This window comes from Cochlodiniinecator piscidefendens (assembly GCF_011326755.1).
Lineage (GTDB): Bacteria > Pseudomonadota > Alphaproteobacteria > Rhodobacterales > Rhodobacteraceae > Cochlodiniinecator > Cochlodiniinecator piscidefendens.
Genome location: NZ_JAAOIE010000002.1, coordinates 760,777 through 779,664 on the forward strand (window position 1 = coordinate 760,777; position 18,888 = coordinate 779,664).

At 49.3% G+C, this 18,888-nt stretch carries 20 protein-coding genes; 12 read left to right on the forward strand and 8 right to left on the reverse strand.

The window, feature by feature from the left end; translation table 11 throughout:
• Positions 1–2 precede the first annotated feature (2 nt).
• Complete coding sequence (locus G9C99_RS08440; protein ID WP_166417000.1) at positions 3–686, reverse strand: rhomboid family intramembrane serine protease; 684 nt, start codon at positions 684–686, stop codon at positions 3–5.
• 79 nt (positions 687–765) lie between these two features.
• On the opposite strand from G9C99_RS08440, the gene trpS reads away from it, so the two are divergent.
• On the forward strand, positions 766–1,788 hold the full coding sequence (trpS, locus tag G9C99_RS08445) for a tryptophan--tRNA ligase (RefSeq protein ID WP_166417001.1): 1,023 nt from the start codon (positions 766–768) through the stop codon (positions 1,786–1,788).
• 95 nt (positions 1,789–1,883) lie between these two features.
• On the opposite strand, the gene G9C99_RS08450 is transcribed toward trpS, so the two are convergent.
• Positions 1,884–2,921: a fatty acid desaturase gene (locus G9C99_RS08450; RefSeq protein WP_166417002.1), complete on the reverse strand. Its 1,038-nt coding sequence runs from the start codon at positions 2,919–2,921 to the stop codon at positions 1,884–1,886.
• Positions 2,922–3,170: 249 nt separating this feature from the next.
• On the opposite strand from G9C99_RS08450, the gene G9C99_RS08455 reads away from it, so the two are divergent.
• The 11 genes from G9C99_RS08455 (at position 3,171) to G9C99_RS08505 (ending at position 12,473) form a co-directional block, all read left to right on the forward strand.
• Entirely contained in the window at positions 3,171–3,626 is a 456-nt protein-coding gene (locus G9C99_RS08455) for a universal stress protein (RefSeq protein WP_166417003.1), read from the forward strand.
• Between the two features lie 98 nt (positions 3,627–3,724).
• The gene (locus G9C99_RS08460; protein WP_166417004.1) at positions 3,725–4,270 is read left to right on the forward strand and encodes a TetR/AcrR family transcriptional regulator; all 546 of its coding nucleotides are present in this window, start codon (positions 3,725–3,727) and stop codon (positions 4,268–4,270) included.
• 69 nt (positions 4,271–4,339) lie between these two features.
• Complete coding sequence (locus tag G9C99_RS08465) at positions 4,340–4,903, forward strand: NifU family protein (RefSeq protein WP_166417005.1); 564 nt, start codon at positions 4,340–4,342, stop codon at positions 4,901–4,903.
• A gap of 4 nt (positions 4,904–4,907) precedes the next feature.
• Positions 4,908–5,516 carry a tRNA (adenosine(37)-N6)-threonylcarbamoyltransferase complex dimerization subunit type 1 TsaB gene (gene tsaB / locus G9C99_RS08470; RefSeq protein WP_407926012.1) on the forward strand — a complete coding sequence of 203 codons (609 nt, stop codon included), beginning with the start codon at positions 4,908–4,910 and terminating at the stop codon, positions 5,514–5,516.
• Entirely contained in the window at positions 5,513–5,926 is a 414-nt protein-coding gene (locus G9C99_RS08475; protein ID WP_166417007.1) for a GNAT family N-acetyltransferase, read from the forward strand. The genes tsaB and G9C99_RS08475 overlap by 4 nt, the downstream gene beginning before the upstream one ends.
• A gap of 154 nt (positions 5,927–6,080) precedes the next feature.
• The gene (locus tag G9C99_RS08480) at positions 6,081–7,070 is read left to right on the forward strand and encodes a BMP family lipoprotein (protein WP_166417008.1); all 990 of its coding nucleotides are present in this window, start codon (positions 6,081–6,083) and stop codon (positions 7,068–7,070) included.
• Positions 7,071–7,079: 9 nt separating this feature from the next.
• Positions 7,080–8,645, forward strand: coding sequence for an ABC transporter ATP-binding protein (locus G9C99_RS08485; protein ID WP_166417009.1), 1,566 nt, complete (start codon positions 7,080–7,082; stop codon positions 8,643–8,645).
• Entirely contained in the window at positions 8,645–9,733 is a 1,089-nt protein-coding gene (locus G9C99_RS08490) for an ABC transporter permease (RefSeq protein WP_166417011.1), read from the forward strand. The genes G9C99_RS08485 and G9C99_RS08490 overlap by 1 nt, the downstream gene beginning before the upstream one ends.
• A 2-nt stretch (positions 9,734–9,735) precedes the next feature.
• Positions 9,736–10,704, forward strand: a complete 969-nt coding sequence (locus G9C99_RS08495) for an ABC transporter permease (RefSeq protein ID WP_166417012.1) — start codon at positions 9,736–9,738, stop codon at positions 10,702–10,704.
• A gap of 87 nt (positions 10,705–10,791) precedes the next feature.
• Positions 10,792–11,709, forward strand: coding sequence for a sulfite exporter TauE/SafE family protein (locus tag G9C99_RS08500; RefSeq protein WP_166417130.1), 918 nt, complete (start codon positions 10,792–10,794; stop codon positions 11,707–11,709).
• Entirely contained in the window at positions 11,709–12,473 is a 765-nt protein-coding gene (locus G9C99_RS08505; RefSeq protein ID WP_166417014.1) for a TIGR02186 family protein, read from the forward strand. The genes G9C99_RS08500 and G9C99_RS08505 overlap by 1 nt, the downstream gene beginning before the upstream one ends.
• 35 nt (positions 12,474–12,508) lie before the next feature.
• On the opposite strand, the gene G9C99_RS08510 is transcribed toward G9C99_RS08505, so the two are convergent.
• The 6 genes from G9C99_RS08510 to G9C99_RS08535 form a co-directional block, all read right to left on the reverse strand.
• Positions 12,509–14,047 carry an ATP-dependent DNA helicase gene (locus tag G9C99_RS08510; protein ID WP_166417016.1) on the reverse strand — a complete coding sequence of 513 codons (1,539 nt, stop codon included), beginning with the start codon at positions 14,045–14,047 and terminating at the stop codon, positions 12,509–12,511.
• Between the two features lie 41 nt (positions 14,048–14,088).
• Positions 14,089–14,721, reverse strand: coding sequence for an acyl-homoserine-lactone synthase (locus G9C99_RS08515; protein ID WP_166417017.1), 633 nt, complete (start codon positions 14,719–14,721; stop codon positions 14,089–14,091).
• Positions 14,722–14,814: 93 nt separating this feature from the next.
• Positions 14,815–15,528 carry a helix-turn-helix transcriptional regulator gene (locus tag G9C99_RS08520; RefSeq protein ID WP_166417019.1) on the reverse strand — a complete coding sequence of 238 codons (714 nt, stop codon included), beginning with the start codon at positions 15,526–15,528 and terminating at the stop codon, positions 14,815–14,817.
• Complete coding sequence (locus tag G9C99_RS08525; protein ID WP_166416315.1) at positions 15,470–15,688, reverse strand: hypothetical protein; 219 nt, start codon at positions 15,686–15,688, stop codon at positions 15,470–15,472. Before G9C99_RS08525 ends, G9C99_RS08520 begins: the two co-directional genes overlap by 59 nt.
• Before the next feature lie 215 nt (positions 15,689–15,903).
• Complete coding sequence (gene ccrA / locus G9C99_RS08530) at positions 15,904–17,196, reverse strand: crotonyl-CoA carboxylase/reductase (protein WP_166417020.1); 1,293 nt, start codon at positions 17,194–17,196, stop codon at positions 15,904–15,906.
• Positions 17,197–17,326: 130 nt separating this feature from the next.
• On the reverse strand, positions 17,327–18,706 hold the full coding sequence (locus G9C99_RS08535) for a 1-acyl-sn-glycerol-3-phosphate acyltransferase (RefSeq protein ID WP_166417022.1): 1,380 nt from the start codon (positions 18,704–18,706) through the stop codon (positions 17,327–17,329).
• Between the last annotated feature and the right edge of the window lie 182 nt (positions 18,707–18,888).

The window sequence follows — 18,888 nt, forward strand, 5'->3', positions numbered from 1 at the left end:
CCTCAACGGCGACGCAGCTGCGCGACGACCCTGCCCCAGCCGCCCGGGCTCACAATAAATGATAAAACAAAGCCGGTGCCAAATCCTGCAAAGTCAGCAACCCAGTCATAACCGCCGCCAAACAGCAGCCCAAACAACAGTTGCACCCCCAGTAGAAAACCAATCAGCGTAAAAGCTTGCCCACGATTGCCACCCAGCACAGTCAGGTTCACCCAAAGTAAAAAAGTATATGCGCCGATCAGTCCATACACCGCAGGAAACCCACCAATGAGTGGCGCGCGCACGCCAAGTGTCCCGTATGCGATAGCCCCGACTATGGCTGATGTGAAAAAGATAATAAGAACGGAAATTGGGCTAAACAGTTCGCCTACCATTTTCCCCAATGCCAGCAAAAACACACAAACAAACAACATTGAGGTAAAGCTGATCTGAATAAACGGATAGGTCAAATATCTGAGCAGAAACTCCCCTCGGTATTGGCCATTTGCAATAATCCACGATTGCAGCTCTCCCGGCATACCGTAAGTTTCCAACGCCCCAAGACGCCAGCCAACAGCATCAGCCCCACCAACCATGCCACTGGCCCCTAGCCCTAGTACAACCTCAACGGCGAACATCACCATCGCCAGACCAACAACGACAATCGGCAATGGGTTTACGGGGGATATATTTTCAGAATTGCTCATCTTTTGCTCACTTAGTTGACGGCACTTGCCCCTATGGGTAAGCCAACCAGACAGTTTATTCCAGATGGAGAGATCAATTATGACAGAGGTGGTCCACACACCCCGCGTCTTTTCAGGCATTCAGCCTTCCGGCGGCCTGACTTTAGGAAACTACCTTGGCGCGTTAAAGCGCTTTGTCGAGATGCAAAATAGCGGCATCGAAACGCTCTACTGCATGGTCGATTTACATGCGATCACCGTCTGGCAAAACCCTGATGATCTGCGTCATGCGACACGTGAATTGGCTGCTGGGTTTATTGCCTCTGGTCTCGATCCACAAAAATCCATTTTGTTTAATCAATCGCAGGTCTCGGCCCACGCTGAACTGGCTTGGGTCTTCAACTGTGTTGCCCGCATGGGCTGGTTGAACCGTATGACGCAGTTCAAAGACAAAGCCGGGAAAAACAGGGAAAACGCCTCTGTTGGTTTGTTTTCTTATCCCAATCTCATGGCGTCTGACATCCTGATTTATAAAGCGACGCAAGTCCCAGTCGGAGATGATCAGAAACAGCACCTTGAGCTCACACGCGACATTGCTGCGAAGTTCAACAATGATTTCGGCGTTGATCACTTTCCGATTACGGAACCTAAAATCGAAGGTGCCGCAACCCGCGTGATGTCACTGCGTGATGGTGCGAAAAAGATGTCAAAATCTGACCCATCAGACGCCAGCCGCATCAATATGACCGATGATGCTGAAACCATCGCTAAGAAAATCCGCAAAGCCAAAACAGACCCGGATGGCCTGCCTTCAGAGATCGAAGGATTAACGGATCGGGCCGAAGCCAAGAACCTCGTGAATATCTATGCAGCCTTGGCTGATATGAGTGTTGAGCAGGTTCTGGCAGAATGCGGCGGCAAACAATTCTCTGAATTTAAACCAATGCTCTCAGATCTTGCGGTTGCCAAGCTATCGCCAATTTCTGGCGAAATGGCGCGCCTCATGGAAGACACCAGCGAAATTGATCGTATTCTGGGTGACGGTGCCCGTAAGGCTAATGCAATTGCCCAACCCATTTTAGAAGAAACCTATGATATCGTAGGTCTCATCCGTTCAAAATGATGCACTTAAATTAAAAAACGCGCCCTTTAGCAGGGCGCGTTTTTTATCCGTATCGATGTTTCTCCGCCCATCTGAGCGGCGCACAGCGCCCCAGTTTACGCGATCTGGCGATGGGCCTCTGCGAACGACAGCAGACGCTTTTGACGCTCATCCCACAGGTGGAACCGCACACAGGCAAAGCTTTCGAGCAATGTCAGACGTTGTGCTTCAGCCAGTGGCTGGTGATCTCTAAGAACCTCGCTTAAACGGTAGAACGGGATCCGACTATAAAGGTGATGCACGTGGTGGATGCCAATGTTTGCGGTCATCCAACGCAGGACGACAGGCAAATCATAATGAGAACTGCCATGCAAAGCTGCATCATGCAGTTGCCAGTCAGTGTCGCCTTGCCAATAGGTTTCTTCGAATTGGTGCTGAACATAAAACAACCAGACTCCAATAGAAGCCGCAATTAGAGTTGTTGGCACAAAGATCACAAATAGAGCAGCCCAGCCCCCGAAATAAACGATCGCAAAGAGCCACAATGCAAGCAACGCGTTGGTCCCCATTGCGCTAATCCAGTATTTCGCACCAGATTTCATCAGGCCAATTGGAAGACGGTTTTGTAACATGAACAAATACGTCGGACCGAGACCAAACAAGACGAATGGATTACGGTAGAGTTGGTACATTTTCCGCGCGAAGAATGACTTTGCCCGATACTCTTCGACCGTCAATGTCATGACGTCACCCATACCGCGACGATCCAGATTACCCGTGCTCGAATGATGCATTGAATGCGTTCTACGCCAGACATCATAGGGTGTTAACGTAAGGACACCCAATACACGTCCAGTCCAATCATTTGCATCGCGATTGCTGAAAAACGCGCCGTGTCCACAATCATGTTGAATCAGAAAGAGGCGCAGCAAAAAGATTGAATTCACAACCGCCAGCCCAAAGCTCAGCCAGAGGCTAACAGACATCAGCCACCATGCGGCAGCCCAAAGTGCGACAAAAGGAATCGCACTTATGGTCAGTTCAAAAAGACTACGTTTAAGAATCGGTTCGCGATAACGGGCAAGAATTTGCACCCATTCACGAGACGATTTTTCCACATTTTCATCGGGCTTTAACTGTGCAGCAGCGCTCATTCGGTCACGGGGCTCTTATTTTGTTCATTTTCCGCGACCACACCAATGCCTGAAATGATCGAGTTACGCGCCTGCCTACAGCAAACAGTTCAGAAACGCCACACATCCCTCAAAAAGATGACCAATTGTTGAAGAACCTCCGAATTCAGGTCCTAACACCTCACTGAGGAACGATTGCCACTCTCTATTCTGCGCTTGCGTCACAGCGCGCCATTGGTCATCATTGGCACATGGATAATGGAGACATAAATGCGTAAATTTCTGGTGGTTCTTGATGACAGCCGTGAATGCTTAAATGCAATGCGTTTTGCGGCCATGCGCGCGGCCCATACTGGGGGCGGCGTTGAAATTCTATCTGTCATTCCACCAGATGAGTTCAACCATTGGATTGGTGTTGGCGACCTCATGCGCGAAGAAGAGCGCGAACGCATCACGGCCCATTTTGAGGTTTTTGCGAAATGGATGCGGGACCGTCAGGGCGTAGAGCCCGAATTGGTAATTCGCGAAGGTGAGCCAATTGTTGAAATCTTGGCTCAAATTAGCGACGATCCTGAAGTAGGGGTTCTCGTGTTAGGAGCTGGCACTGATAAAACAGGACCTGGCCCTCTTGTAACGCAGCTTACCCGATCTTCGGGCTCGCTCCCAATCCCGATAACAATTGTGCCTGGGGATCTTTCCAAAGAACGCTTAGAAGCTATAACTTAATACTGTTATTGCACTAAATTGTTCTAACTTTGCACCTTGCCAAAAATGCTGGCGAGGCAGCTAATAGGTAGCATGTTACTAAAGTGTGTGCTGCCAAAATGAACCCAACAACCGTATTATCCGCATTTCAATGGTCAGGGTACCAAAACACTTCGTTTGAAGATCTAGGTGCTGTGATTGGGGTTGATGCCCATACGCTGGAAAAAGAATTCGGCGATAAAAAGAGCTTGCTTGAATGGGCGATGAAATCCTCAGTTGAGGCAATGTATCAATCTGCCATTGCTTCGTTGTTTGACGAAACCCATCCCCCTTTTGAACGCCTAAAGGGTGCATTCAATATTTGGGTTGGTGAAACCATGCCATCCACAGCCCCTACGGCCGAAAGCGAAGAGGTTATGGCCGTGGCAATGAGTCTAGCACAAACTGACGGCTTCGACCCTTCGGTAGAATTCGCAGAGCAATTAGCGCAATTTTTACTAAGCTTGGGTCTCGTCGGTCGAATTGGCGTTGCACGTGAAAAGGCTTTTCTTCTGCTAATGGCAGCAAAGGGTTTGCTCATGACCAGTCAATCCAAAGAAATTTTCTCTGCTGGATTTGAAAGATGCATCCTCGCAGCCTTTCCTAAAATAATGCGAAAGCACTAGTTTAGAATACTTCTAAAGATTGACATTCAGCATTCCAAAGCGCATATCAGACGCGACACGGAGGCACACATGTTTATCCAGACTGAATCTACCCCTAACCCGGCAACGCTTAAATTCTTACCTGGCCAAGCAGTATTGGCTACCGGAACTGCGGACTTTCCATCAGCGGAAGCAGCTGGCGCGTCGCCTCTTGCAACCCGCATTTTCGCGGTAAGCGGCGTTACTGGCGTCTTTTTTGGCAGCGACTTCGTTACCGTCACTAAAGAGGATGCAATTGACTGGAACCATATAAAACCCGCCCTTCTGGGTGCCATAATGGAGCATTTCCAATCTGGGCAGCCCGTTCTGCAAGGCGAAGCTGACTCTTCAGGTGGGCACGCTGAACATACTGGTGAAGATGGCGAAATTGTAAACCAAATCAAAGAACTTCTCGATACACGGGTACGCCCGGCGGTTGCTCAAGACGGTGGTGACATCACGTTCCATGGCTTTGATAAAGGTATCGTATATCTGCATATGCAAGGCGCTTGTGCAAACTGCCCCTCTTCAACTTTAACCTTGAAGATGGGTATTGAAAATTTACTACGCCACTATATCCCCGAGGTGTTAGAGGTACGCCCAGTTGCTGCGTAAACCTATGATTTTAGCATTTGATACATCGGCCGCGCATTGTGCGGCCGCTTTGCTGTCAGGCGATGAAGTCCTTGCTGAGCGCTTTGAACCGATGACCAAAGGCCAAGCAGAACGTCTGATGGTTTTGCTTTCAGAAATTTTGATTGAAGCAAACACAGGGTGGGAAGAATTAACCGCACTCGCTGTAGGGGTCGGACCCGGTAATTTTACAGGCGTTCGAATTTCTGTGTCTGCAGTGCGCGGCCTTTCTTTGTCTCTTGGCATTCCAGCAATTGGAGTGACTGGATTTGAAGCCTTGGTATACGGTCTTGAACGTCCAGTTGCCGCGACAATTGATGCGAGACGCAATCAGGTTTATTGGCAACAGTTCACGACTGCAGAAGTTCTTCAGGCAGAAATCATTGACGGCAGCGAAGCAGAAAGCCGCGCCAAGGGTCAATTACTGACCTTAGTCGGCGATCAAAACCGACCTCCTCTTTTTTCAACTGCAAATGCGATCGCACGCGTCGCGGCCACACGTCTTGGCGATCCTGTTCAAAAACCTGCACCTCTCTATTTACGCGCTGCTGATGCCGCTCCCCCCAGGGACCCTGCACCTAAAATTTTACAATGACGCCTCAGCAGCTCGCATATATCCATGCTAAGTGCTTCACGACTCCCCGTCCTTGGACCGCACAGGAGTTTGATGACCTATTACAAAATAGATTTACCTTTCTGGTTCCATCGGAACATGGTTTTGCGTTGGGAAGATCCGTCGCAGGCGAAGCAGAGCTATTGACGATCGCGGTTCTCCCTCGATATCGCAACACTGGAATCGGCAGCTTCCTATTAACTTCATTCGAAACAAAAGCACGTTTACGTGAGTCGCAAGAAGCATTTCTTGAGGTTTCAGACGATAACTTCCCCGCTATTACACTCTATCAGAGGGCGAATTATAAGGAAAATGGAGCACGTCAAAATTACTACAAAGCTCCAGATGGAACCGCAAAAACCGCACTTTTATTCCGTAAATTCCTAATTTAAACGGTTGCGCGACTCGGCCTATTTTGAGCATTTGATAAAAAGCTATTGACGCTCCTCGCTTGCTACGGCCTTAATTGGGCGATCAAAAACGACCTGCTCGTTTAATTCAGTACTGCGCTTGCGTCGTGCTATAATAATAATTTGGGAGAGTATCATGACAATGATGCGGAGTTTACTTGGCGCTGCTGCAGCCATGGCATTATCGACTGTTGCGGCAGTTGCCGATCCAGCAGTGATTTTTGACCTTGGTGGCAAATTCGATAAATCCTTCAACGAAGCGGCTTTCAACGGCGCTGAACGTTGGGCGGAAGAAACAGGCGGCAGCTACCGCGAAGTAGAAATCCAATCAGAAGCGCAGCGCGAACAAGCTTTGCGCCGCTTTGCTGAATCTGGATCGAACCCAATTGTTGTAACCGGTTTTGCGTATGCATCAGCATTGGAAGCCGTTGCACCAGACTTCCCTGATACCAGCTTTGCTATCGTTGATATGGTTGTCGATCAGCCGAACGTACAATCCATCGTGTTTAACGAACACGAAGGGTCTTACCTTGTCGGTATGCTCGCTGCGATGGCATCTGAATCCGGTACTGTCGGTTTTGTTGGTGGCATGGATATTCCGCTAATTTCAAAATTCGCATGTGGTTATGCCCAAGGTGTACGCGCTGTGAACCCTGACGCGACAATCATTCAAAACATGACAGGCACAACCCCGTCTGCGTGGAATGACCCGGTACGCGGTCAAGAGTTGACACGTGCGCAGATTTCACAAGGCGCTGATGTGGTTTTCCACGCTGCGGGTGGAACTGGTGTTGGCGTTCTTCAGGCTGCAGCGGATGAGGGCATTTTGGGTATTGGCGTAGATTCAAACCAAAACTTCATGCATCCGGGTTCTGTTTTGACTTCTATGCTGAAACGCGTTGATGTCGCAGTTTACAATGTCTTCTCAGCAGAAGGCGCATTGCCATCCGGTATCACCGTTATGGGCCTCGCAGAAGAAGGCGTGGGCTATGCACTTGATGACAATAACGCTTCATTGGTTTCCGCTGAGATGCAGACCGCGGTTGACGCAGCACGTTTGCAAATCATTGCAGGCGACATTTCGGTACATGACTACATGTCCGATGAATCCTGCCCTGTAAACTAAGGTCTCCTTATGAACAGTGCAATTGATACGGGGCGGCAGGAAACTGCCGCCCCAGCCATTGAACTTCGCGGTATTTCCAAGGCCTTTGGTCCAGTCCAAGCGAACAAAGATATTTCGATTTCCGTTGCCAAAGGCGCGATCCACGGCATCGTCGGGGAAAACGGCGCGGGCAAGTCTACTTTGATGTCGATCCTTTATGGGTTTTACAAAGCAGACGCAGGCGAAATTCACATCAGCGGCCAAAAAACCGCAATTCCTGACAGCCAGGCCGCCATTCGCGCTGGTATCGGGATGGTCCATCAACACTTTAAGCTGGTTGAAAACTTTTCGGTTTTGGAAAACGTGATCTTGGGTGCGGAAGATGGGCCTTTGCTGCGCCCCTCCCTTACCAAGGCTCGCAAAATTCTAACTGAACTCGCTGCAGAATACGAATTGAACGTTGATCCGGATGAGATTGTCGAAAATCTCTCTGTGGGCCATCAGCAACGCGTCGAAATCCTGAAAGCATTATATCGGCACGCTGATATTTTGATTTTAGACGAACCAACCGGGGTTTTAACCCCTGCTGAGGCAGATCACCTCTTTCGAATTTTGCGCAATCTAAAAAATGAAGGCAAAACCGTTATCCTGATCACCCACAAATTGCGGGAAATTATGGATGTCACGGATACCGTTTCAGTCATGCGGCGCGGCGAAATGAAGGGCACAATCAAAACAGTTGATACGTCCCCCGAAGACCTCGCAGAACGTATGGTTGGTCGAAAAGTATTGCTTCAAGTGGATAAAGCACCAGCCACACCTGGTGAAAATGTGCTCGAGATAAATAATCTCTCTGTCATCGATGACCAAGGTGTGCAACGCGTGAAAGGCATTTCTCTAAATGTACGCGCAGGCGAAATTCTTGGGATCGCAGGTGTTTCAGGAAACGGCCAATCGGAGTTGTTAGAGGTTTTGGGCGGCTATCAAACGGCCACTGGAACGATCTCAGTGAATGGGCAGGAAATCGACCTTACAGGTAAGTTTTCTGATGGGCAATCCAGACGCAATCGCGGCATCGCACACGTTCCAGAAGATCGCCACCGCGAAGGTTTGATATTGGATTTTTCCGCATGGGAAAACACCGCACTCGGATATCACAACGCGCCAGAATACAACAAAGGTGCGCTGCTGATGGATAACGCGGCGATAAAAGCAGACACCGAAGCGAAGATGGAACGCTTTGACGTGCGCCCGCCTAATCCACGCCTTGCGGCAAAGAATTTTTCCGGTGGCAATCAGCAAAAAATCGTTTTGGCCCGTGAAATCGAACGCAACCCGGATCTTCTCATGATCGGGCAACCGACACGTGGGGTAGATATCGGCGCGATCGAATTTATTCACCAACAAATCGTTGCGCTAAGAGATCAAGGCAAAGCAATTTTGCTTGTTTCTGTTGAGTTAGAAGAAATTCTATCCCTGTCTGATCGCGTGGCCGTCATGTTCGACGGCAATATCATGGGTGAACGTCAAGCATCAGAAACCAACGAAAAAGAACTTGGCCTTCTGATGGCTGGGATGAATGAGGAGGCAAATTAATGCAAAAGATGCCAAAATGGGCAGACATTGTGTTGATCCCCCTGATCAACCTATTTCTTGCATTCATTATATCCGGCTTTGTGATCTGGTCTATTGGCAAAGATCCCTTCGCCGCGCTTAATACCATGATTGAAGGGGCTTTTGGATCAACCAATGGCTGGGGCTATACACTCTATTACACCACCAACTTTATCTTTACTGGCCTCGCGGTTGCCGTCGCCTTTCAGGCGCGGCAATTTAACATCGGTGGCGAAGGTCAGGCAGCGATAGGTGGGCTTGGTGTCGCTCTCATGTGCCTCATGATCGATTGGCCTCATTGGGCGCTGGCTTTGCCTGTGGCAATTGTTGGTGGTGCAGTGTTTGGCGCAGCTTGGGCTTTTATCCCAGCTTACTTGCAAGCCAAGCGCGGCAGCCACATCGTGATTACGACAATCATGTTCAATTTTATCGCAGCTGCATTATTGGGTTTTTTACTAAACGGCGCTCTCAAAGCTCCTGGTATGGCGGCAGAATCTCCAGGATTTCCCGAAGGGGCTACCTTACCAACATTCCACGACATGCTCGCCCCACTTGGCATCGAGTTCTCACGACACGCGCCAGCCAATATTAGCTTTCTAGTCGCGCTATTATGTGCATTTCTTGTTTGGATTTTGATTTGGCACACGCGCTTAGGTTACGCCATTAGATCTTACGGGCGTAGTGAAACTGCAGCAAAGTATGCGGGTATTTCGCCGACCAAGATCATCATTGTTTCAATGTTGATTTCTGGGGGGCTCGCCGGATTGATGGCCGTTAACGTTACAATGGGCGAAGCGGAGCGGCTGGTTCTAAACTCCGTAGAAGGCGCTGGTTTTATAGGGATCGCAGTTGCATTGATGGGGCGTTCACACCCGGTTGGTGTTGTACTGGCAGCACTTCTCTTCGGATTTCTTTATCAAGGCGGTGCTGAACTTTCGCTTTGGGAGGGCATTCCACGCGAACTCGTTATTGTAATACAAGCCTTGGTCATCCTGTTCACTGGCGCCCTTGATAACATGGTACGCAATCCAGTTGAGCGTATGTTCCTGAAACTGCGGAAGGGGGCATAATCATGGAAAACCTCGATACAATTATCCAGATTTTAGATTCCACCATTCGCTTGGCCACCCCTTTACTTTTTGCCTGCCTTGCTGGGCTATTTTCTGAACGCGCTGGAGTGTTCGATATCGGTTTAGAAGGCAAAATGCTTGCTGCGGCATTCATGGCAGCATCAGTCGCCGCTGTTACAGGAAATGTCTGGCTGGGTATGTTCGCGGGCATCGGGATATCGTTAATTTTAGCCTTGATCCACGGACTTGCGTCGATCACGTTTCGCGGAGATCAATTGATATCCGGAGTCGCAATTAACTTTCTAGCCGCAGGCTTAACTGTTGTCGTTGGGCAAAGTTGGTTCCGCCTTGGCGGGCGCACCCCTGCTTTATCTGGGGAAGGAAGATTCGGACAAATCGACCTGCCATTCGCTGATGCACTGCGCGACGTTCCGTTGTTGGGCCCGATCTATAGTGACCTTTTGTCCGGGCACACGTTCCTAGCCTATATCGCCTTGCTGGCGGTCCCGGCCAGTTGGTTCGTTCTTTATCGCACCCGGTTTGGCCTAAGATTACGCGCTGTGGGCGAAAATCCAGGGGCTGTCGACACTGCAGGTATCTCGGTTGTAAAGTTGCGGTTTTCAGCAGTTATCATCTGTGGCGTTTTATGCGGGCTTGCCGGCGCTTATCTCTCCACTGGGCATGGAGCTGGATTTGGTAAAGATATGACGGCTGGGCGTGGCTTTATTGCACTTGCCGCTTTGATCTTTGCAAAATGGCGCCCTTGGCAAGCTCTCGGCACCTGCATGCTCTTCGGTTTACTTCAAGCCGTCGCCATTCGGTATCAAAGTATCAACTTGGGTGAGTTTACAGTACCCGTCCAATTCATGGATGCCCTGCCCTATATCCTCACTGTAGTGATTCTCGCTGGGTTTGTTGGCAAAGCAATCCCGCCGAAAGCTGGCGGAGAAGCTTACGTAAAAGAAAGATGATAAATAGGGGCCTTTTGGCCCCTATTTTGCAAGATTATTGCGCGCTCACCCGTTGAGTTTTGCTCCTAAGGCGTACTATGTATGCCCATGCAAATTTACCTTCCCATCGCCGAAGTCTCAGTCAACGCCTTCCTGCTATTAGGGCTAGGAGGACTTGTTGGTATCTTGTCCGGAATGTTTGGAGTCGGAGGCGGTTTTCTAATGACGCCGCTGCTGTTCTTTATTGGCATTCCCCCTGCTGTTGCCGTTGCAACCGAAGCTAATCAAATTGTGGCTTCGTCGTTTTCCGGCGTGCTTGCCCATGTAAAAAGGCGAACGGTCGATTTCCGAATGGGAACGGTGTTACTGATAGGCGGCTTGATTGGGGCTGCTTTTGGTGTTCAACTGTTTAACTACCTAAAGTCACTCGGCCAGGTCGATTTGCTTGTAAAGCTCAGCTACGTGATTTTCTTAGGTATTATTGGTGGACTCATGTTCATCGAAAGCCTGAATGCTATTCGACGTGCAAATAAACCGGGTGTTGTTGCTAAGCGCAAAAAACACAATTGGATTCACAACCTTCCAATCAAGATGAAGTTTCGCACATCTGGTCTGTATATCTCAGTCATTCCACCGGCGCTTGTTGGTGTGTTTGTGGGTGTACTGTCTGCTATCATGGGCGTGGGCGGTGGTTTCATCATGGTTCCAGCAATGATTTATCTGCTAGGTATGCCAACCAAAGTTGTTGTAGGCACTTCTCTATTTCAAATCATCTTTGTTACCGCATTTACAACACTTCTCCACGCGACAACCAACTACACGGTGGATATGGCGCTGGCAGTGTTGCTATTGGTTGGTGGCGTGATCGGTGCGCAAATTGGCGCACGGATCGGCGTTAAATTGAAAGCAGAGCAATTGCGCATTTTATTGGCGCTAATGGTCTTAGCCGTCTGTGGGAAAATCGCGCTGGAGCTGCTACTGCAACCGTCCGAGCTGTACAGCCTTGGTGCTGGGGGTGGTCACTGATGTTGTTGCGCGCTCTATTCTTTTGCCTCGCCTTTGCGTTGCCCACTCATGCGGAGCAGGTTGTTGCTGGCCTTAGCCAAAACCGCGTTGCAATCACCGCGAATTTTGATGGTTCCGAAATTCTGATCTTTGGCGCGGTACAACGCGAAACCCCCGCGCCAACATTTGCACCACTCGAAGTTATCGTTGCCATCTCAGGCCCCTCCCACGCAGTGACGGTGCGCCGCAAAACTCACCAATATGGTATTTGGGTTAATACCGACGCTGTCGAAGTAGATGAAGCACCGACATTTTACGCGGTAGCAACGTCCGGTCCGCTTGATGAAATATTGCTCGAAACAGAAGATTTACGTCATCATATCTCTGTAAACCGCGCAATCAGGTCGGTTGGCGCCCCAGAAGAAATTTCGGATAGCGAAGCCTTTACCGACGCAATCATTCGTATTCGGATGAACAACGGTTTGTATCAAACTTTGGATAATACTGTAGAAGTGTCTGAAGAAACATTGTTCAACACATCTATTGCCTTACCTGCAAACCTCACCGAAGGTGACTACACGACCCGGATTTTCCTAACCCGTGGCGGCGAAGTTATCGATGTATTTGAAACATCAATCGATGTGCGTAAAGTTGGACTGGAGCGTTGGGTCTATAACCTCGCCCATGAACAACCTCTCATATATGGTCTGCTGTCCCTCTTTATTGCGATTGCAGCCGGTTGGGGTGCATCTGCGTTCTTCCGCTTTCTAAACTTACGCGGTTGAATTCCGACGCTGACAAATAAATTTTGTCAGCGTCGCTACTCGGTCTCACCATCGCTTTCCATATTGAGTTTCAACTCTGCTGGTGCAATCCTTAAGTCATCGGTAGCTAGAGCGCTGGATGGTCGGGCCAAGCGGTTTCTGACCACCCAAAACAAACGTTTTTCAGCGCGTGTAATGGCAACATACGCTAAGCGTTTCCAAAGTGGCTGACCCGCCTCTACACGCCCCATACGGGCCGCGACAAACAAATCTGGTGCAAAGACCTGAACATTTTCCCACTGCGAGCCTTGGGCTTTGTGAATAGTGACAGCGGCACCATGTAAAAACGTCGCCCCCATACGCGCAGCAAATGGAATGAACGGTTCTTCTTCGTCTGGAAATTCAATTTTGACAATAGAGGCGGCACTGACTTGCGGGTCTTCTGCACCCATCACGTGCAAACGAGAAAAGCCCGGTTTACGTCCCGTACCAAGATACACAACTTGCGCGCCCTTAATCAGCCCGCGCGCCTCAAGGTCAATGCGTTTTTTACGGTGTTTCATCGGCAGTTCGATGCCGTCGCAGATCAACGGCTCCCCCGGTAACAGCTCGTCGCCCGGTGCGCCGTACGCGCCGCGAAATGCTTGGATTAGACGGATGCGCGTCGCATTGCGCCAAACCAAAACGGGTGAACGCGCCATCAAATCGCTCTCAACACGCTGCGCCAAAACCACCCGATCGTCATTGCGCGAAATCTCTTCGACACGACGTTCAAAGTCCTCGAACCCGACACTGTCATCTGCGAGTAAATGCGCGAGATCCAAAATAGGATTATCCGCCGTCTGCCGGTGAATGCGCCGCAATTCAAGCTTACCTTCCTCTGGTAGTTTATCAAAAACCATTTCACCCGACTGGCCGACTGGGGCCAATTGGGCCGGGTCTCCGAACAGAATTAATGTGGAAAATATCTCTTTTAGATCCGTTAACTGTTTGGCATCCAACATCGAACTTTCGTCGATGAAACCAATATCAAGGGGATCGTCTCGTCGTTTCCACCCTGTAATAAAATCTGATCCCCGTAGACCTGCAACGGCCATCGCCCCCGGAATAGATTTGTTCGTTTGATAAAACGCGTGAGCACGATCCAACGCAACATCGGTCAACCCTTCGACTTCGGGCCGTTCCCCATTCCCAGCAAGCCAATCCGCAATTTTTTCATACTCAGGATCATAAACTGGCGTATACAAAATGCGGTGAATCGTTGTCGCAGGAACCCCTCGGTTTCGCAGGACACTTGCCGCCTTATTTGTCGGTGCAAGAATGGCCAACGTGCGGCCATCTTTTTTCTTTTTACCCTCATAGTCCCCGGAAACGAGATCAACGCCAGCTTCTTGCAGGGCTTCGTAAAGCTTTGCCAATAAAAGAGTTTTACCTGACCCCGCCTTACCAATCACGGCCATAACATGTGATTTTCCATCCGCCATTGGCATCAACAGTGAATCGTTCAAATCAACACCAGATGCGCGCAACACATCTGCAACGCGGTCGTAGGCTTCGGCTTGATCTTCGGAGAATTGAATAGTGGGCAATGTCATGGGCGGAGCCTACAGCGCCCCCCCCTGACATGCCAGCCCGCTTAAGCGATTTTTGCAAGGCGATCTTGTTCACCAAACGCCCGGCGGAACCACAGCGATGACGCCTCAGAACTCACACCGCTTTTCAACAACAAACGGTTACGCACTTCATCGGAAAACTCCCAAAGCCCTACACTAATGCGTCCGCGCCCTTCACCTTCAGCGCCTAATATCGTTGGCCCCCAACCAAGACGCGCATAGATGCGCACCATACGGTCGTCAAACACGCCAACGGAGTGACTCAGCCCAAATCCTATACCTATTTCAGCGCCACCCAACATCAAAGCCGACGATATTTTTGACGACATCCCTCGCGCGATACAAAACCGGGTACATTCCCAAATGTCGTCACTCTGGATGAGACGATCACCGTTTAGATAGGAAAAATGATCGTTCACCATTGTACGGCCCGTCGTGGGCATAAACCGCATTGATCCGCCATGGCTCCCGTCCTCTTGCTCCCAAATGACGTAGAGCGGGTTCATTGCGTCATATTCATCCCGTTCCATTCCAATCGTGTCGACCGACACCTCCCAACCAAGGCGCGTTTTAAACTGATCAGCGCGATCACGAAACATAGTATCACGCAATTTTGGGTGCAGGTTCATCTGGTTTGCAGGGATGTATCTAAGCATGTGGTCTCCGTCCATTTGATGGACAAAGACCTAAAGATCAGGAGTGAATTTCCACTAAGACCTGCGTACGTACACGGAAGGATTTGGTAACATCTAAACCACCAACAATCCCTTAACCAATGCACGTGCGACTGCATGTGTTGTGTTTGATGCGCCAAGCTTAAACCGGGCGGATTCAATGTAAACACGAAGCGTATGTTCGGAAATGGACAGGTTCTCTGCAGCTTGCGCGCGGTTCATACCTAAGGCAAGTAATGTCAATGCATCCGTCTCGCGCGGCGAAAGACTAGCACTAGGTAATTCATCAGAGCCACGCTCTAACTCCAGTGCTTTTTGATTAATAAAATGCGCCACCAAGATCAGGTCTTGCATATTCTTTTCACTGTATTTCTGCCATTCGACATCGTCAGCACGATGGTTCACAGTGAATAAGGCAAACTGCCCATTAGGCCCACGGATAGGCACTGACAATCCTTGATTGCCGACACCTTCGTCTATGGCTTCGCCCAAAAAGTTCCGAGACGCCTTTCCTGACCAGTCTAGCTGCTTCCAATCAACGGGGTGAAACCTTGTGTAACAACCAAGCACAACCGGGTCGACACGCGCGTAATCCTGTTCAAGGTAGCGTTCGACCCATTCGTCTTTATATGTCAAAACAGCATATTGCTGATTTGTACTGTTTACCGAGTGATAAATAAGATGTTCGACATCATACAACTCTCTCAAATTGAGAATTGTTTGCTCAAGATCAGCCAGCGTTGCCGCTTGCATGATAGAGTTGATGAAGGCTTCCAGCTTTGCGTTCATTCGCTTTGGTTAACCCCGGTTCATTGATGCCAAGGGATACCAGTTCAGATGCTGCGACGATACGCGTGTCATCCAATTGCTCTGCAAGTGCAGGAAGCCCATTTTGCGAGGCAAATGTCTTCATGTCTTCCAGAACGTCTAGTATCCAGTCATGTGTCATAATAAACTCTCGGTTTGAGTGGTTAACAAAGTATTAACACAACTATAACATGAGCTCTATTTTTAAATAAATTCGCAAAAAAACCCTCCCCTAAAATAGTGAGGGTTAATTTTGCAACTTATTGTTCTGACAAAATCCATTTCTGAAACAACAAAAAACCCGCGAGACAGAATCGTCTCGCGGGTGGATACCTTGTCCGGAAATTCGGAGTTAGCTTACGGTTTAATGCTAACGTCTAGCACATCTTCAAATGTCCGTAGCCCAGTCTGTGGTGCTTGCACCAATACCGACATATTGCCCGGCTTGTGCTCATTGCGCATCATCTTGATGTGTGCGTCAGGAATTTCTGCCCATGGGAACACTTCGGACATACATGGATCAATGCGGCGTTCGACCATCAATTTGTTCGCAGAGGCCGCCTGTTTAAGGTGAGCAAAGTGGCTACCTTGCACGCGTTTCTGGTGCATCCACAAATAGCGAACATCAAAGGTACAGTTAAACCCAGATGTACCCGCACAGATTACAACCATACCACCCTTTTTACATACAAAAGTTGATACAGGGAAAGTCGCCTCGCCCGGGTGCTCAAACACGATATCAACATTGTTGCCTTTACCAGTGATGTCCCAAATCGCTTTGCCAAATTTACGGACTTCCTTAAACCAAGCAGCATATTCAGGTGTGTTAACAGTCGGTAACTGACCCCAGCAATTGAAATCTTTACGATTCAGAACGCCCTTTGCACCTAGGTTCATAACGAATTCGCGCTTATCCTCGTCCGAGATAACACCGATCGCGTTTCCGCCAGCAGCGTTGATCAACTGAATAGCAAATGACCCCAAACCACCTGAAGCGCCCCAAACAAGAACGTTTTGGCCAGGCTTCAATTCATGTGGGTGATGACCAAACAACATGCGGTACGCGGTTGCCAATGTAAGCGTGTAGCACGCAGCTTCTTCCCAGGTTAGATGACGTGGGCGCGGTAACAACTGCTGAGCTTGCACCCGAGTGAACTGCGCAAATGACCCATCGGGTGTTTCATAACCCCAGATACGTTGGCTTGGTGAATACATTGGATCGCCACCATTGCATTCTTCATCATCGCCATCATCCTGGTTACAATGAATAACGACTTCGTCTCCAACTTTCCAGCTTTTGACCTTGTCACCAACAGCCCACACGATACCTGACGCATCAGAGCCTGCAATATGGTAATCTTCGCCGTGGCCATCAAATGGGCTGATCGGAACACCCAGGCCAGCCCAAACGCCGTTGTAGTTCACGCCTGCTGCCATCACTAATACCAACACTTCGTGGCTATCGATGCTTGGCGTATCTACGACTTCAACCTGAAAACTCGTGTCTGGCTCGCCATGACGTTCGCGGCGAATGGCCCAGCCATACATTTTCTTTGGCACATATCCCATCGGAGGAATTTCACCAACTTCGTACAGGTCCTTTTCGACTGCGTCGTAGTCTACTCCAGCGGTGTTATTGTCGAGCGCCATGATTGCCTCCTGAAGATCATTTATGCCGCATCGCAGAATCAATGCAGCTTCCCTGGCAGGAATAAGTTTCCAAGGGTAATTATGCAACCATTATTAAGTGAATTTTGTAACTTTATGTCTTTTCAAAAAATCATGCCGCATTTGCATCCACCAAGTGCTCAATGGACGCTGAATAAAACGACACCGCTGCTGCTGCTTCAGGCACAACAGAATATCCTGCCTCACCTTCAACGATAAACTGCCGCAACTTGAGTATACGTAATCCAACTTGCGCCGCATATTCTGGGTTGTCGCGCGGGAGGTGAACTTGGCGCCCTTGTTCCTCAAGAGCTGAGGCAATCTTTTCGACCTGCTGAGCCACATCTTGCGCCGTGAGCGGTATTGTTGAACGCTGCAAAACCGTTGCCACTAAGGACACTGGCAGTGCAGGAATAACATCTTTAATCCGTTTTGATATTTCTTTTGCAACGCGCGTTGTCGGGTCTCCTTGCTGATACCCAATAAAACTTCGTAATGATAACGGTTCACCGAAACTCACCGCAGCGTAACCAAAGCGATGATAGCGACCTGTCAATTTGAAACGGATTTGGCGCCCAATAAAACCAAGCATTCTAAAGATGTGAAATTTAAACTTACGCGTGCCAGTCTCGCTCGCTTCGATTAAAACCCGGTCCTCGAGCACGCGATCATAATTAATCGCGATGGGAACAAATACCACATCGCGCCCCAAATGCGGGTCATAATCAGCAATGATGTAATTTAACAATCCCAGTTTAGCCTGTGCCATTCGTCCATCAAGACTAAGCCCGCCTTCGGGGAACACCGCTTGCATCACGCCACCCGCAGTGGCCATCTGCACATAGCGAGACAACACCCGCCGATATAAGACATTACGAGAGCGCCGACGAATAAAATAAGCACCCATAGAGCGGATAAAGCCCTTGAGCGGCCAAACGCGCGCCCATTCCCCAACTGCATAAGAAAGTGCCGACCGTTCAGCGGCCAGGTATGTCACCAACACATAGTCCATATTGGACCGATGGTTCATGACGAATACAACAGTCGCATTTTTGTCGATGTTTTTCATCGCGGCTTCGTCATAATACCCAATTCGCACGCGATAAATCATCTGAGAAACCCGCCGCGCCACTTTAATGGCAAACCCAAAATATGCTGTTGCACTGAAAGACGGAACAATTTCACGCGCATAGCTTTGCGCCTTTTGAAACGCTACATTTTCAGGAATGCCTTCTTGAGCGGCATATTCAGCAATAGCTTCGGCAACTTTGGGGTCGTAAATCAAACGCTGGATCATGTCATGACGACGGGCCAGTTTAAACGGTTGGATTGGGCGCTCCAAACGTTCGTTCAACTTTGCGACAACACGTTCCATCCGACGACGAAAGAACCAACGTACAGAAGGCAACAAAAAATGGCTAAGTGCTGTGACTGATGCAAACAACAGAATGAGCACAAGCGCCCAGAGTGGCAATTCAACGATGCGAAACATCCGGGAACCCTTACAGCTTTTCCAATGAACGTAAATGCTGGCCTGGCCTGTAATAGGAATTTATAGCAAGCAGAACAACAAATCGGGACTTTCTGAAATTGCTGCAACGCAGCACGTTGACAAGGTTATTATATTTCGCATACGAATTCATCGACAGAACAATATTGCTCAAGCACAGAATC

Coding starts and splice junctions, on each gene's coding strand:
- G9C99_RS08460 (WP_166417004.1), top strand. CDS start 3,725: ATGAACCCAACAACCGTATTATCCGCATTTCAATGGTCAGGGTACCAA.
- G9C99_RS08500 (WP_166417130.1), top strand. CDS start 10,792: ATGCAAATTTACCTTCCCATCGCCGAAGTCTCAGTCAACGCCTTCCTG.
- ccrA (WP_166417020.1), bottom strand. CDS start 17,196: ATGGCGCTCGACAATAACACCGCTGGAGTAGACTACGACGCAGTCGAA.
- G9C99_RS08525 (WP_166416315.1), bottom strand. CDS start 15,688: ATGACACATGACTGGATACTAGACGTTCTGGAAGACATGAAGACATTT.
- G9C99_RS08485 (WP_166417009.1), top strand. CDS start 7,080: ATGAACAGTGCAATTGATACGGGGCGGCAGGAAACTGCCGCCCCAGCC.
- G9C99_RS08480 (WP_166417008.1), top strand. CDS start 6,081: ATGACAATGATGCGGAGTTTACTTGGCGCTGCTGCAGCCATGGCATTA.
- G9C99_RS08465 (WP_166417005.1), top strand. CDS start 4,340: ATGTTTATCCAGACTGAATCTACCCCTAACCCGGCAACGCTTAAATTC.
- G9C99_RS08515 (WP_166417017.1), bottom strand. CDS start 14,721: ATGCTTAGATACATCCCTGCAAACCAGATGAACCTGCACCCAAAATTG.
- G9C99_RS08535 (WP_166417022.1), bottom strand. CDS start 18,706: ATGTTTCGCATCGTTGAATTGCCACTCTGGGCGCTTGTGCTCATTCTG.
- G9C99_RS08440 (WP_166417000.1), bottom strand. CDS start 686: ATGAGCAATTCTGAAAATATATCCCCCGTAAACCCATTGCCGATTGTC.
- G9C99_RS08475 (WP_166417007.1), top strand. CDS start 5,513: ATGACGCCTCAGCAGCTCGCATATATCCATGCTAAGTGCTTCACGACT.
- G9C99_RS08450 (WP_166417002.1), bottom strand. CDS start 2,921: ATGAGCGCTGCTGCACAGTTAAAGCCCGATGAAAATGTGGAAAAATCG.
- trpS (WP_166417001.1), top strand. CDS start 766: ATGACAGAGGTGGTCCACACACCCCGCGTCTTTTCAGGCATTCAGCCT.
- G9C99_RS08520 (WP_166417019.1), bottom strand. CDS start 15,528: ATGAACGCAAAGCTGGAAGCCTTCATCAACTCTATCATGCAAGCGGCA.
- tsaB (WP_407926012.1), top strand. CDS start 4,908: ATGATTTTAGCATTTGATACATCGGCCGCGCATTGTGCGGCCGCTTTG.
- G9C99_RS08510 (WP_166417016.1), bottom strand. CDS start 14,047: ATGACATTGCCCACTATTCAATTCTCCGAAGATCAAGCCGAAGCCTAC.
- G9C99_RS08490 (WP_166417011.1), top strand. CDS start 8,645: ATGCAAAAGATGCCAAAATGGGCAGACATTGTGTTGATCCCCCTGATC.
- G9C99_RS08505 (WP_166417014.1), top strand. CDS start 11,709: ATGTTGTTGCGCGCTCTATTCTTTTGCCTCGCCTTTGCGTTGCCCACT.
- G9C99_RS08455 (WP_166417003.1), top strand. CDS start 3,171: ATGCGTAAATTTCTGGTGGTTCTTGATGACAGCCGTGAATGCTTAAAT.
- G9C99_RS08495 (WP_166417012.1), top strand. CDS start 9,736: ATGGAAAACCTCGATACAATTATCCAGATTTTAGATTCCACCATTCGC.